Origin of the sequence: Streptomyces sp. NPDC094147 (assembly GCF_044764265.1) — a bacterium.
Classification (GTDB): Bacteria; Actinomycetota; Actinomycetes; order Streptomycetales; family Streptomycetaceae; genus Streptomyces.
On record NZ_JBIWHT010000022.1, the window covers coordinates 21643 to 35745 of the forward strand.

9 protein-coding genes are annotated in these 14103 nt (G+C 71.0%); 6 read left to right on the forward strand and 3 right to left on the reverse strand.

The annotated features are described in order from the left end of the window. Positions 1–41: 41 nt before the first annotated feature. Both ACIQ8J_RS26570 and ACIQ8J_RS26575 read left to right on the forward strand, forming a co-directional pair. Positions 42–3743 carry an AAA family ATPase gene (locus ACIQ8J_RS26570; RefSeq protein WP_403275172.1) on the forward strand — a complete coding sequence of 1234 codons (3702 nt, stop codon included), beginning with the start codon at positions 42–44 and terminating at the stop codon, positions 3741–3743. A gap of 225 nt (positions 3744–3968) precedes the next feature. Next, positions 3969–5387, forward strand: a complete 1419-nt coding sequence (locus ACIQ8J_RS26575) for a sugar porter family MFS transporter (RefSeq protein ID WP_403275170.1) — start codon at positions 3969–3971, stop codon at positions 5385–5387. Positions 5388–5475: 88 nt separating this feature from the next. Here ACIQ8J_RS26575 and ACIQ8J_RS26580 read toward each other — a convergent pair whose 3' ends face one another. Together ACIQ8J_RS26580 and ACIQ8J_RS26585 are read right to left on the reverse strand one after the other, a co-directional pair. Continuing rightward, complete coding sequence (locus ACIQ8J_RS26580) at positions 5476–6498, reverse strand: LLM class flavin-dependent oxidoreductase (RefSeq protein ID WP_403275168.1); 1023 nt, start codon at positions 6496–6498, stop codon at positions 5476–5478. Between the two features lie 59 nt (positions 6499–6557). After that, a complete protein-coding gene (locus ACIQ8J_RS26585; RefSeq protein ID WP_403275166.1) occupies positions 6558–8021 on the reverse strand; it encodes a cytosine permease in 1464 nt (487 codons plus the stop codon). Positions 8022–8214: 193 nt separating this feature from the next. Here ACIQ8J_RS26585 and ftsY point away from each other — a divergent pair, with 193 nt between their 5' ends. Then, positions 8215–9423, forward strand: coding sequence for a signal recognition particle-docking protein FtsY (ftsY, locus tag ACIQ8J_RS26590; protein WP_403275164.1), 1209 nt, complete (start codon positions 8215–8217; stop codon positions 9421–9423). Between the two features lie 79 nt (positions 9424–9502). On the opposite strand, the gene ACIQ8J_RS26595 is transcribed toward ftsY, so the two are convergent. Next, positions 9503–10168 carry a bifunctional DNA primase/polymerase gene (locus tag ACIQ8J_RS26595; RefSeq protein ID WP_403275161.1) on the reverse strand — a complete coding sequence of 222 codons (666 nt, stop codon included), beginning with the start codon at positions 10166–10168 and terminating at the stop codon, positions 9503–9505. Positions 10169–10630: 462 nt separating this feature from the next. Here ACIQ8J_RS26595 and ACIQ8J_RS26600 point away from each other — a divergent pair, with 462 nt between their 5' ends. The 3 genes from ACIQ8J_RS26600 (at position 10631) to ACIQ8J_RS26610 (ending at position 14099) form a co-directional block, all read left to right on the forward strand. Continuing rightward, positions 10631–12106 carry a hypothetical protein gene (locus tag ACIQ8J_RS26600; RefSeq protein WP_403275159.1) on the forward strand — a complete coding sequence of 492 codons (1476 nt, stop codon included), beginning with the start codon at positions 10631–10633 and terminating at the stop codon, positions 12104–12106. Between the two features lie 317 nt (positions 12107–12423). Next, complete coding sequence (locus ACIQ8J_RS26605; protein ID WP_403275157.1) at positions 12424–13764, forward strand: ammonium transporter; 1341 nt, start codon at positions 12424–12426, stop codon at positions 13762–13764. Beyond that, on the forward strand, positions 13761–14099 hold the full coding sequence (locus ACIQ8J_RS26610) for a P-II family nitrogen regulator (protein WP_399056553.1): 339 nt from the start codon (positions 13761–13763) through the stop codon (positions 14097–14099). The genes ACIQ8J_RS26605 and ACIQ8J_RS26610 overlap by 4 nt, the downstream gene beginning before the upstream one ends. Positions 14100–14103: the final 4 nt, after the last annotated feature.

Sequence of the window (14103 nt, forward strand, 5' to 3'; positions counted from 1 at the left end):
CTCCGGCGGTCGGAGCAGAGCGAGAGGTAGAGTCCGGCGGCGTGCACCTCAAGGCCCTCACCCTGCGTGGATTCAAATCCTTCGCGTCCGCGACCACGCTGAAATTCGAGCCGGGCATCACCTGTGTGGTGGGCCCCAACGGCTCCGGCAAGTCCAATGTCGTGGACGCGCTGAGCTGGGTCATGGGCGAGCAGGGCGCCAAGTCGCTGCGCGGCGGCAAGATGGAGGACGTCATCTTCGCCGGGACCACCGGCCGCCCGCCGCTCGGCCGCGCCGAAGTGTCCCTCACCATTGACAATTCCGACGGCGCATTGCCCATTGAGTACGCCGAAGTCACCATCACGCGGATCATGTTCCGCAACGGCGGCAGCGAATACCAGATCAATGGTGACACCTGCCGCCTGCTCGACATCCAGGAACTGCTCTCCGACTCCGGCATCGGCCGCGAGATGCACGTCATCGTCGGCCAGGGCCAGCTCGATTCCGTACTGCACGCCGATCCGATGGGCCGCCGGGCCTTCATCGAGGAGGCCGCCGGCGTCCTCAAGCACCGCAAGCGCAAGGAGAAGGCGCTGCGGAAGCTGGACGCGATGAAGGCGAACCTCGCGCGCGTGCAGGACCTCACCGACGAACTGCGGCGCCAGCTCAAGCCGCTCGGCCGGCAGGCCGCCGTCGCCCGCCGGGCCGCCGTCATCCAGGCCGATCTGCGCGACGCCCGGCTCAGGCTGCTCGCCGACGACCTCGTACGGATGCGGGAGGCGCTGCGCACCGAGATCGCCGACGAGGCCGAACTGCTGCGCCGCAAGGAGAGCGCCGAGGCCGATCTGAAGGCCGCCCTCACCCGCGAGGCCGAGCTGGAGGACCAGGTACGGCAGTTGTCGCCCCGGCTCCAGCGGGCCCAGCAGAGCTGGTACGAGCTGTCCCAGCTGGCCGAGCGGGTGCGCGGCACGATCTCGCTCGCCGACGCGCGGGTCACCAGCGCGACCGCGCAGCCGCCCGAGGAGCGGCGCGGCCGCGACCCGCAGGACATGGAGCGCGAGGCCGCCCGCATCCGCGAACAGGAGGCCGAGCTGGAGGCCGCGCTCGAAGCGGCCGAGCACGCCCTGGAGGACACCGCCCGCCACCGCGCCGACCTGGAGCGGGAACTCGCCGCCGAGGAACGCCGTTTGAAGGATGTGGCCCGCGCCATCGCCGACCGGCGCGAAGGCCTGGCGCGGCTGCACGGCCAGGTCAACGCGGCGCGGAGCAGGGCCGGTTCCGCGCAGGCCGAGATCGACCGGCTCGCCGCGGCGCGCGACGAGGCGAGGGAGCGGGCCGCCCTCGCCCAGGAGGAGTACGAGCAGCTCAAGGCCGAGGTGGACGGCCTCGACGCGGACGACCACGAGCTGGCCGAAGCGCATGACGCCGCCAAGCGCGAGCTCGCGGCGGCCGAGGCCGCGCTGGCCGCCGCGCGCGAGGAGGCGACCGCCGCCGAGCGGAAACGTGCCGCCGTCGCCGCCCGGCATGACGCGCTTGCGCTCGGGCTGCGCCGCAAGGACGGCACGGGCGCGCTGCTCGGCGCCCGCGACACGCTGACCGGACTGCTCGGCCCGGCCGCCGAACTGCTCACCGTGACCGCCGGGTACGAGGTGCCGGTCGCCGCCGCGCTGGGCGCCGCGGCCGACGCGATCGCGGTGAGCGGCCCCTCGACGGCCGCCGAGGCCATCCGGATGCTGCGCAAACAGGACGCGGGCCGCGCCGCACTGCTGGTGAGCGGCGCCGCGGACACCGGGGACGACCGTCCGGTGCGCGGCGGCGGCCCGCCGCGTGCGGCGGACTTGGCGCGCGGCGAAGGACCGTCCCCCGCCGCCCACCCGGTGCGCGACCAAGGCCCGCTGCACGCCGCCGACCCGGTACGCGGCGAAGACTTGTCCCCCGCCGCCCACCCGGTGCGCGGCGACGGCCCGCCGCGCGCGGCCGATCTCGTGCGCGGGCCCGATGAGCTGATGTCCGCCGTGCGGCGGATCCTGCGCGGGGTCGTGGTCGTCGGGACGCTGGAGGATGCCGAGGAGCTCGTCTACGCGCAGCCCCAGCTGACCGCCGTCACCGCCGAGGGCGATGTGCTCGGCGCGCACTTCGCGCAGGGCGGATCGGCCGGGGCGCCCAGTCTGCTGGAGGTGCAGGCCTCCGTCGACGAGGCCGCGGCCGAGCTCGCCGAACTCGCCGTGCGGTGCGCGGAACTGGCCGAGGCGCAGCGGGCGGCGGGGGAGCGGCGCGGTGAACTGGCCGCGGAAGTGGAGGAGTTGGGGGAGCGGAGGCGGGCCGCCGAGAAGGCGAAGTCCTCCGTCGCCCAGCAGCTCGGGCGGCTCGCGGGGCAGGCGCGCGGCGCGGCCGGTGAGGCCGAGCGGACCGAGGCCGCCGCGGCCCGCGCCCAGGAGGCCCTGGAGAAGGCCGCCGCAGAGGCCGAGGAGCTGGCCGAGCGGCTGCTCGTGGCGGAGGAGATGCCGGTCGAGGAGGAGCCCGACACCTCCGTACGGGACCGGCTCGCGGCCGACGGCGCCAACGCCCGCCAGACCGAGATGGAGGCCCGCCTCCAGGCCCGTACCCATGAGGAGCGCGTCAAGGCGCTCGCCGGGCGGGCCGAGGCGCTGGACCGCGGGGCCCGCGCGGAACGCGAGGCGCGGGCCCGCGCCGAGCAGCGTCGCGCCCGGCTGCGCCACGAGGCGGCCGTCGCCGAGGCCGTCGCGTCCGGGGCCCGCACCCTCCTCGCCCACGTCGAGGTGTCGCTGGTACGGGCCGAGCGGGAGCGGGCCGCCGCCGAGGCCGCCAAGGCCGAGCGCGAGCAGGGGCTGACCGCCGCCCGGGTCGCCGGACGGGACCTCAAGGCGGAACTCGACAAGCTGACGGACTCGGTGCACCGCGGCGAGGTGCTCGGTGCCGAGAAGCGGCTGCGGATCGAGCAGCTGGAGACCAGGGCGCTGGAGGAGCTCGGGGTCGAGCCGGCCGGGCTGGTCGCCGAGTACGGCCCCGACCAGCTGGTGGCCCCCTCGCCGCCCGCCGACGGAGAAGAGCTTCCCGACGATCCCAGCCATCCGCGCAACCAGCCGGTCCCCTATGTGCGGGCCGAGCAGGAGAAGCGGCTCAGGGCGGCCGAACGGGCGTATCAGCAGCTCGGGAAGGTCAACCCGCTCGCGCTGGAGGAGTTCGCCGCGCTGGAGGAGCGCCACAAGTTCCTCTCCGAGCAGCTGGAGGACCTCAAGAAGACCCGGACCGACCTCCTTCAAGTCGTGAAAGAGGTGGACGAGCGGGTGGAGCAGGTCTTCACCGAGGCCTACCGGGACACGGCCAGGGAGTTCGAGGGCGTCTTCTCGCGGCTCTTCCCGGGCGGCGAGGGCCGGCTGATCCTGACCGACCCGGGCAACATGCTCGCCACCGGGGTCGACGTGGAGGCGCGTCCGCCGGGCAAGAAGGTCAAGCGGCTCTCGCTGCTCTCGGGCGGGGAGCGCTCGCTGACCGCCGTGGCGCTGCTCGTCTCCATCTTCAAGGCCAGGCCCAGCCCCTTCTACGTGATGGACGAGGTCGAGGCGGCCCTCGACGACACCAACCTCCAGCGGCTGATCCGGATCATGCAGGAGCTCCAGGAGTCCTCGCAGCTGATCGTGATCACGCACCAGAAGCGGACCATGGAGGTCGCCGACGCCCTGTACGGGGTCTCGATGCAGGGCGACGGTGTCTCCAAGGTCATCAGTCAGCGGCTGCGCTGACCTCGGACGACGGCCCCGCACGCTTCCACTTCTTCAAGACTTGAACAACTGACGGCAAGCCGTGCCGCCAAATTCACAGTCGAGCAGGTATTGACTTCGAAACTTGAAGGCATAGTCTCTGCAACGTTGCTTTTACCTTCAAGTGGTGGGTGACAGGAAGTTGTGCGCCACTTGGAGGAGTCCCCCCACGCCCGGCGACGCTGCCGGGCGGCCCCAGGAGTGCACGTGACCAGTACCGCGCAGGCGCAGGCGTCCGGAGGCGGCCAGACCGCGCCGGACCACCTCGGCCATGTCATCTTCATCACGGCGGCGGCCGCGATGGGCGGCTTCCTCTTCGGCTACGACAGTTCCGTGATCAACGGCGCCGTAGAGGCGATCCGCGAGCGGTACTCCATCGGCTCGGGGACGCTCGCCCAGGTCATCGCGATCGCCCTGATCGGCTGTGCGATCGGCGCCGCCACCGCGGGCCGGATCGCCGACCGCATCGGCCGCATCCGCTGCATGCAGATCGCGGCGACGCTGTTCACCATCAGCGCCATCGGCTCGGCGCTGCCGTTCGCACTCTGGGACCTCGCCTTCTGGCGGATCATCGGCGGCTTCGCCATCGGCATGGCCTCGGTCATCGGCCCGGCCTACATCGCCGAGGTCGCCCCGCCCGCCTACCGCGGCCGGCTCGGCTCCTTCCAGCAGGCCGCCATCGTCATCGGCATCGCCATCTCCCAGCTCGTCAACTGGGGCATCCTCAACGCCGCCGGCGGCAACCAGCGCGGCAAGCTCATCGGGCTCGAAGCCTGGCAGGTCATGCTCGGCGTCATGGTGGTCCCCGCCGTCCTGTACGGCCTGCTCTCCTTCGCCATCCCCGAGTCGCCGCGCTTCCTCATCTCCGTCGGCCGCGACAGCGACGCCAAGAAGGTGCTCGCCGACGTCGAGGGCAAGGGCGTCGACCTCGACGCCCGCGTCGCCGAGATCGAGCACGCCATGCGCTCGGAGCACAAGTCGACCTTCAAGGACCTGCTCGGCTCCAAGTTCGGCTTCCTGCCGATCGTCTGGGTCGGCATCGGCCTCTCCGTCTTCCAGCAGCTCGTCGGCATCAACGTCGCGTTCTACTACTCCTCGACGCTGTGGCAGTCCGTCGGCATCGACCCGTCGAGCTCGTTCTTCTACTCGTTCACCACGTCGATCATCAACATCATCGGCACCGTGATCGCGATGGTCCTGGTCGACCGGGTCGGCCGCAAGCCGCTCGCGCTCGTCGGCTCCATCGGCATGGCGGTCGCGCTCGCCGTCGAGGCCTGGGCCTTCTCCGCCAACCTCGTCGACGGCAAGCTCCCCAACACCCAGGGCGTCGTGGCCCTGATCGCCGCCCACGTCTTCGTGCTCTTCTTCGCCCTGTCCTGGGGCGTGGTGGTGTGGGTCTTCCTCGGCGAGATGTTCCCCAACAAGATCCGCGCCGCCGCCCTCGGCGTCGCCGCGGCCGCCCAGTGGATCGCCAACTGGGCCATCACCGCCAGCTTCCCGACCCTCGCGGACTGGAACCTGTCGGGCACCTACGTCATCTACTCGGTCTTCGCCGTGCTCTCGATCCCCTTCGTGCTCAAGTACGTCAAGGAGACCAAGGGCAAGGCGCTGGAGGAGATGGGCTAATCCCCGCTGCCCCTCTCTCCTCGCACAGCACACTGCCCCGGCTCGACGTCGAGCCGGGGCAGTGTGCTGTGTCCGCATCCCGTCCGGATCAGAGCAAGGGCAGCACCCGTTCGCAGAACAGGTGCAGACTGCGCCAGCCCTCGTCCGGCGGCATGCCGCCGCACAGCGGGTGCAGCACGAGGGTGTCGGCGGCCAGCGCCACGCACTGCTCGGGCGTCACGATCCGGTAGACGCCCTCGGCGCGCAGCTCGTCCACCGTGGTGGCCGCCGACCTCACCGCCGAGCGGATGTCCTTGGACTGCCAGGACGCGTACATCCGCGCCTCGTGCAGGAAGTGCCCGCCGTACTCGGCCCACGTCCGGTCCGGGTCCTCGGAGATGTGCAGCAGCGGCGTCCGCGCCGTCGGCATCATGCAGAAGCCGTCGGTGCCGTACTCGGCGAGCTTCGCGTTGTAGTACGCCTGGAGCTCCGGCAGATGCGCGCTCGGGAAGAACGGCAGCCCCAGCCGGGCCGCGCGGCGGGCCGCGGCCCGCGAGGAGCCGCCGACCAGCAGCATCGGATGCGGCTCGGTGAACGGCCTTGGGGTGACCCGGACTTGACGCCCCCGGAAGGTGAACTCCTCGCCCGTCCACGCCTTCAGGAGGGTTTCGAGCAGCTCGTCCTGGAGCCTGCCGCGCCGCCCCCACTCGACGCCCTGCCGCTCGTACTCGGCGGGCCGGTAGCCGATCCCCGCCACCGTGACGAGCCGGCCGCCGCTCACCAGGTCGAGCACCGCGATGTCCTCGGCGAGGCGCAGCGGGTCGTACAGCGGGCCGATGATCGCGGACACCGTCACCGCGATCCGCCCGCCCGTCGCCCGACCGCCACCCCTCACGGAGGCGCCGCGCGCCGCTGAATTTCCTTGTGTGGCGCCGAACACGGCGCCCGCGAAGGCGAAGGGCGACGGCAGCCAGTTGTTGTCCGTGCCGTGGTGCTCCTCGGTCTGGACGGTGTCGATGCCCCGGTCGTCGGCGTACGCCGCCATCTCCAGGGCCGCCCGGTAGCGGGCGGACAGCGACTGCGAGGTGGCGTCCGGGTCCACCAGATTCATGCGTACGACCGTGAACGGCATGGCAAATCCCCCTCCACCGGGGCGGGTTCCGGTGAAGGGGGACGGTAGCTGACGGTGGGTCAGACGGCCAGGGGCTCGGGGGACTTGGCCGCATCCGACGGCTCCGACGGCTCCGGGGTCACCACGGGGGGCTTGGGCAGCACCACGTACAGCAGTCCGGAGATCACGATGGTGGCGACCCAGCCGAGGCCGTACTCGCCGACCGGGTTGTTCGCGGCCAGCGGGCCGGTGAACCAGTCGGAGGTGGTGAACATCAGGCCGCCGAGCAGGCCGACCGCCCAGGCGATGACCGCGGCGGGGGAGAAGCCGCCCTTGTACCAGTAGGCGCTGGTGCGGGTGGTGTCGAGCAGCGCCTTGGCGTCGTACTCGGTGCGGCGCAGCATGTCCGCGCCGAACACGCCGACCCAGGCCGAGAACGCGACGGCGAGCAGCGAGAGGAAGGCGATGAACGAGCCCATGAAGCTCGTCGCGACCAGCATCAGGACGCCGCCGAAGATCAGCGAGATCACCGCGTTCACCGAGACGGCCCAGTGGCGCGGGATCCTGAAGCCGAGCGTCTGCGCGGTGAAGCCCGCCGAGTACATCGACATCGAGTTGATCAGCAGCATGCCGACCAGCGCGATCAGCAGGTAGGGCACCGCGATCCACATCGGCAGGATCTCGCCGAGGAAGGACACCGGGTCGGTGGCCGAGGCCAGGTCCGGGGTGGAGACCGCCATGACGGCGCCCATCAGGACCATGGGCAGCACCACGATGCCGGCGCCGCCGATGGAGTTGCCGACGATCGCCTTGGAGGAGGCGGTGCGCGGCAGGTAGCGGGCGAAGTCGGGGGCCGACGGGATCCAGCTGACACCGCCGGCGGCGATCATGCCGGTGCCCGCGACCATCAGCGAGGTCTTGCCGGCCGGCTGGTGGAAGACGGCCGACCAGTGGGTGTTCATGACCAGGTAGACAAGGACCAGGACCGAGAAGGCGCCGAACAGGTACGTCGCGTACTTGTTGCACTTCTGCACGACGTGGATGCCCAGGCCCGAGATCGCGAAGGTGATGACCACGAAGACGGCGAGCGTGACGATGATCAGGAACGTGTTGCTCTTGATCCCGAAGAGGATGTCGAGCACGGTCAGCACCGCATAGGCGCCGGTCACCGCGTTGATGGTCTCCCAGCCCCAGCGCGCCACCCAGATCAGCGAACCGGGCAGCAGATTGCCGCGCTGGCCGAAGACCGCACGCGACAGCGCCATGCCGGGCGCCCCGCCCCGCTTGCCCGCGATGCCGATCAGGCCGACCAGGCCGTACGAGACGACGGGGGCGCAGACGGCGACCACGATCGCCTGCCAGAAGTTGAGCTTGTACGCGACGACGAGGCTCGCGCCCATCGTGAGCAGCAGCACGCTGATGTTGGCGGCGACCCAGGTGGGGAAGAGCTCGCGGGTTCTGGCGGTGCGCTCCGCGTCCGGCACCGGCTCCAGGCCGCGTGTTTCCAGGGCGCTCTGCGCTTCGTCGGGGGTGCTAGTGCTCATGGGGGTGGAGTTCCGTGCCTCTCGCTCGGCTCGGCGCTGAGCCGGTGGGGGTAGTCGAAGGGGACTCTACGCGCGTTGACGCGCCCACTTCTATCGTACTTTAATCTGACACCTGCCCCATAATTCCGTTCCGTTCCTGGAGGAAGCCACAATCTGGGTCGCCGCGGGGCCCATGCCCGATACTGGGACGGTTATGGAATTCGTCATCCTTGCTGTAGTCATCGCCCTGGTCGCGGTCGGCGCGATCAGCGGGCTCGTGGTCAGCAGCCGCAAGAAGAAGCAGCTGCCGCCCACCGCACCGCCGAGCACGCCGACCATCACAGCCCCGCCCGCCGAACCTCAGGTCGGTGAGGACGCCGCGGAGACGGCTGAGGAACCCCGCCGCACCATCGAGGAGGTCGGCCTTCCCGAGGCGCCCGCCGCGCCGGTCGCCGTAGCGGAGCCGGCCGCCCCCGAGGCCCCGGCGCTGGAGATCCCCGAGCCGACCGCCGGCCGGCTCGTCCGGCTGCGCGCCCGTCTCGCCCGCTCGCAGAACTCGCTCGGCAAGGGACTGCTCACCCTGCTCTCCCGCGAGCACCTCGACGAGGACACCTGGGAGGAGATCGAGGACACCCTCCTCACCGCCGACGTCGGCGTCGCCCCGACCCAGGAGCTGGTCGACCGGCTCCGCGAGCGCGTCAGGGTGCTCGGCACCCGCACCCCCGAGGACCTGCGCGCGCTGCTGCGCGAGGAGCTCCTCACCCTGCTCGGCCCGGACTTCGACCGCGAGGTCAAGACCGAGGGCGGCGAGACCGTCCCGGGCGTCGTGATGGTCGTCGGCGTCAACGGCACCGGCAAGACCACCACCACCGGCAAGCTCGCCCGCGTCCTGGTCGCCGACGGCAAGTCCGTCGTGCTCGGCGCGGCCGACACCTTCCGTGCCGCCGCCGCCGACCAGTTGCAGACCTGGGGCGAGCGCGTCGGCGCCCGCACCGTGCGCGGACCCGAGGGCGGCGACCCCGCCTCGATCGCGTTCGACGCCGTCAAGGAAGGCATCGCCGAGGGCGCCGACGTCGTCCTCATCGACACCGCGGGCCGGCTGCACACCAAGACCGGGCTCATGGACGAGCTCGGCAAGGTCAAGCGCGTGGTGGAGAAGCATGGCCCGCTGGACGAGATCCTGCTCGTCCTGGACGCCACCACGGGCCAGAACGGCCTGGTCCAGGCGCGCGTGTTCGCCGAGGTCGTGGACATCACGGGCATCGTCCTGACCAAGCTCGACGGCACGGCCAAGGGCGGCATCGTCATCGCCGTCCAGCGCGAACTGGGCGTGCCCGTCAAGCTGGTCGGGCTCGGCGAGGGCGCGGACGACCTGGCCCCGTTCGAAGCCGAGGCCTTCGTGGACGCGCTCATCGGCGAGTAGCCCCACCGGACGTCCGCCCCGCCCCGCCGCACCGACCGGATGCGGCGGGGCGCTTCCGTGTCCGAGGCGGTTGAAGCGGCTACGCGCCCGAACGGTGGCAGATGTACGCGAGCGTACCCAGCAGCAGCCGCGCCTCGGGCGGGCGGGTCGCCGTGTCCAGGGACGGCGGGCGCAGCCAGTGCACCTCACCCGACGGCGGCGCCGGTACGTGGCCGCCGCGCGGCGGGCAGCGCAGGTCCAGACCGGCGTCGTCCCAGCCCATCCGGTAGAGCAGCCCGGGGAGTTCGGCCGAGGCGCCCGGGGCGACGTAGAAGTGGGTGCGGCCGGCCGGCGTGCTCGACACCGGCCCCAGCGGCAGCCCCATCCGCTCAAGCCGCACCAGGGCGCGCCGCCCGGCCGGGGCCGCCACGTCCAGCACGTCGAAGGTCCGCCCAACCGGCAGCAGGACCGCGGCCCCCGGGCACTGGGACCACGCCTTGGTCACCTCGTCCAGGGTGGCGCCCGCGGGGACCTCGGGAATGAAGTCGAGCGGATGCGTGCCCGGCGACGTACACGCTGAACTGCCGCAGGAGCACCGGCCGTTCAGCTCGCGGGCGCCCGGCGCGACGTCCCAGCCCCACAGGCCGGTGTACTCGGCGACCGCGGTGACCTCGTTCGTGCGAGTCGTGCGCGCCGAACGGCCGCGGCGCCAAGAGCCGGGCCGGGTCTCCTTGATCCCCCGGCCGCCGCCGATCGTGAAGCCCATGCCCCCTCCAACGGGTCTGCCGCGTCCCTGGTTACGACGCCGGTGACGATGTCGTGACGATGCGGAGTCTTCCGTTTACGCTCCGTCTCCGCCAGGTCGGACGCGGTCGTGAAAGGGGTGGTGCGGTGCGCCGCGCGCGCCCCGGTTCGCTCCGCTCCACCTCGACGCTGATCGTCATGTGTCAAGTGAATCGCGCCCGGCCGCAAGCGAGTTCATTCGAAGGGGTGGCGAATGGTGGCGATTGTGGAATCGCCATGGCTAGAGGGGTGATCGTAGGATTACCGTCGGTACACGAACCCTGGGCATGCAACCGGTTGCGGGTATGCCGGAGGCAAGCCGGTTACCCCTCCGAGCGGGGGCAACCGTAAGACAGGAGGCCCAACTAGAGGCATTCTGGTAGGGGTTCGCGCAATCGATGCACGACCGAGCAGACAGATTCTTCAACGGATTGGGGGCGTTCCCGTGGGCGGCAGTGGGGCTAGCGGTACGAGCGCCGGCAAGCGCCCCAACGAGCAGCTGAGTTCGTGGTTCGTACGGAGCGGCTGGTCGAAGGGCGAGCTGGCGCGCCAAGTGAACCGGCGCGCGCGCCAGATGGGCGCGCATCACATCAGCACCGACACCTCACGGGTCCGGCGCTGGCTCGACGGCGAGATGCCCCGCGAGCCCATTCCCCGCATCCTCTCCGAGCTGTTCTCCGAACGCTTCGGCAGCGTCGTCGCCATCGAGGACCTCGGCCTGCGCCAGGCCCACCAGTCACCGTCGGTGGCCGGGGTCGACCTGCCCTGGGCCGGACCCCAGACGGTCTCGCTGCTCAGCGAGTTCTCCCGCAGCGACCTGATGCTCGCCCGGCGCGGCTTCCTCGGCACCTCGCTGATGCTGGCCGCGGGCCCCTCCCTGATCGAACCCATGCAGCGCTGGCTGGTGCCCTCGCCCGGCGGCGAGCTCGGCCCCCCGGAGACCGCCGCGAGCGCCCGCCGCCCCTCCCGGCTCTCCCGGCCCGAGCTGGAACTCCTCGAATCCACCACCGCCATGTTCCGCCAGTGGGACGCCCAGTGCGGCGGCGGACTGCGCCGCAAGGCCGTGGTCGGCCAGCTCCACGAGGTCACCGACCTGCTCCAGGAACCCCAGCCCGCCGCCACCGCCAAACGCCTCTTCCGGTGCGCGGCCGAACTCGCCGAGCTGGCCGGCTGGATGAGCTACGACGTCGGCCTCCAGCCCACCGCCCAGAAGTACTTCGTGCTCGCCCTGCACGCCTCCAAGGAAGCCGGCGACAAGCCGCTCGGCTCGTACATCCTGTCCTCGATGAGCCGCCAGATGATCCACCTCGGCCGCCCCGACGACGCCCTGGAACTCATCCACCTCGCCCAGTACGGCAGCCGGGACTGCGCCACCCCCCGCACCCAGGCCATGCTGTATGCGATGGAGGCCCGCGCGTACGCCAACATGGGCCAGCCCAGCAAGACCAAACGGGCCGTCCGGATGGCCGAGGACACCTTCGGCGACGCCGGGCTCGACGGCGGGCCGGAGCCCGACTGGATCCGCTTCTTCTCCGAGGCGGAGCTCAACGGCGAGAACGCCCACTCCTACCGCGACCTCGCCTATGTGGCCGGCCGCAGCCCCACCTACGCCTCGCTCGCCGAACCCGTGATGGAACAGGCCGTCGCCCTGTTCGGCAAGGACGAGGAGCACCAGAGGTCGTACGCGCTGAACCTGATCGGCATGGCCACCGTGCACCTGCTCAAGCGCGAGCCCGAGCAGTCCACGGTGCTGGCCGAGCAGGCCCTGCGGGTCGCCAAGCGGGTCCGCTCCGAGCGGGTCAACACCCGGCTGCGCAAGACCGTCGACACCGCGGCCCGCGACTTCGGGAACGTCGCCGAAGTCGTCCAGATGACGGACCTCCTCAGCAGGGAGCTGCCCGAGACGGCCGAGGCCGTCTGAGCGAGGGCACCACGACCCCGGCCGCGGCCACTCGCCCCGTTCAGCCCGACTCGGCTCCCCCACGCCAGGTCGAGCGGGTGACGTCGCGGCCGGTCCGGGGTACGGAAACGTACGCGGATGGTAGTCGCCGGACCCCCTCCTGATCCGGCAGTTCACGGGCGCGTAACACGCCCGCCTCCTTCGTCACTGCGGTGAAACATCGAGCGGCATCGACCGAAACGGCGCTCGGCCAACCTCATGGCGCATAACCGGCTCCCAGCCAGTTCCCGCCCGAGTAACGCCCCCGCACGGGCCGTACCGACGACGAGGAGACGCCGATGCCTCCAGGCATCACGCTCGCAGCTGACGCTCCGCAGCTGTCCAGCGCCAACACCGGATTCATGCTGATCTGCTCAGCGCTGGTGATGATCATGACCCCGGGGCTTGCCTTCTTCTACGGAGGCATGGTCCGCGTCAAGAGCACCCTCAACATGCTGATGATGAGCTTCATCAGCCTCGGCATCGTCACGATCCTGTGGGTGCTCTACGGATTCAGCCTGACCTTCGGCGAGAGCAACGGCTTCATCGGCTGGAGCAAGGCCTACTTCGGGCTCAGCGGCATCGGCCTGGTCCAGCTCTGGCCCGGATACACCGTCCCGATCTACGTCTTCGCCGTCTTCCAGCTGATGTTCGCGATCATCACGCCCGCGCTCATAAGCGGAGCCCTCGCGGACCGTGTCAAGTTCACCGCCTGGTCGCTGTTCATCGCCCTGTGGGTCACCGTCGTCTACTTCCCGGTCGCGCACTGGGTGTGGGCCTCGGACGGCTGGCTCTTCAAGAAGGGCGTCATCGACTTCGCCGGCGGCACCGCCGTCCACATCAACGCGGGTGCGGCCGCCCTCGGCGTGATCCTGGTCATCGGCAAGCGCGTCGGCTTCAAGAAGGACCCGATGCGGCCGCACAGCCTGCCGCTCGTCATGCTCGGCGCGGCCCTGCTGTGGTTCGGCTGGTTCGGCTTCAACGCCGGCTCCTGGCTCGGCAACGACGACGGCGTGGGCGCCGTCATGTTTATCAACACCCAGGTCGCCACGGCAGCGGCGATGCTCGCCTGGCTGCTGTACGAGAAGCTCCGCCACGGCTCCTTCACCACCCTCGGCGCCGCGTCCGGCGCGGTCGCGGGCCTCGTCGCCATCACCCCGTCCGGCGGCTGCGTCAGCCCGCTCGGCGCGATCGCCATCGGCGTCATCGCGGGCGTCCTGTGCGCCATGGCCATCGGCCTCAAGTACCGCTTCGGCTTCGACGACTCGCTCGACGTGGTCGGCGTCCACATGGTCGGCGGCATCACCGGCTCGCTGCTGATCGGCTTCTTCGCCACCGGCGGCGTACAGTCCACCGCCAAGGGCCTCTTCTACGGAGGCGGCCTGGACCAGCTCGGCAAGCAGGCCATCGGCGTCGGCGCGGTCCTCGGCTACTCGCTGGTGGTCTCCGCCATCCTGGCCTTCGCCCTCGACAAGACGATCGGGATGCGGGTCCCCGAGGACGACGAGGTCCTCGGCATCGACCAGGTCGAGCACGCCGAGACGGCGTACGACTTCAGCGGCGCGGGCGGCGGCACGGCGCCCCGCACCGCAGCGGCCGTCCCGGGCGACGTGGCAGCGAACAAGAAGGTGGACGCATGAAGCTCATCACCGCGGTCGTCAAGCCGCACCGGCTCGACGAGATCAAGCAGGCCCTCCAGGCCTTCGGCGTCCACGGCCTGACCGTCACCGAGGCCAGCGGATACGGGCGCCAGCGCGGTCACACCGAGGTCTACCGGGGCGCCGAGTACACCGTCGACCTCGTACCCAAGATCCGGATAGAGGTCCTGGTCGAGGACGACGACGCGGAGGAACTGATCGACGTCGTGGTCAAGGCCGCCCGCACCGGAAAGATCGGCGACGGCAAGGTGTGGAGCATGCCGGTCGAGACGGCGGTCCGGGTACGGACCGGCGAGCGCGGGCCCGACGCACTGTAGAGAC

Excerpts from the sequence above, each read along its gene's own strand:
- ACIQ8J_RS26585 (WP_403275166.1), bottom strand. The coding sequence starts at position 8,021 with ATGAGCACTAGCACCCCCGACGAAGCGCAGAGCGCCCTGGAAACACGC.
- ACIQ8J_RS26595 (WP_403275161.1), bottom strand. The coding sequence starts at position 10,168 with ATGGGCTTCACGATCGGCGGCGGCCGGGGGATCAAGGAGACCCGGCCC.
- ACIQ8J_RS26580 (WP_403275168.1), bottom strand. The coding sequence starts at position 6,498 with ATGCCGTTCACGGTCGTACGCATGAATCTGGTGGACCCGGACGCCACC.
- ACIQ8J_RS26605 (WP_403275157.1), top strand. The coding sequence starts at position 12,424 with ATGCCTCCAGGCATCACGCTCGCAGCTGACGCTCCGCAGCTGTCCAGC.
- ftsY (WP_403275164.1), top strand. The coding sequence starts at position 8,215 with ATGGAATTCGTCATCCTTGCTGTAGTCATCGCCCTGGTCGCGGTCGGC.
- ACIQ8J_RS26610 (WP_399056553.1), top strand. The coding sequence starts at position 13,761 with ATGAAGCTCATCACCGCGGTCGTCAAGCCGCACCGGCTCGACGAGATC.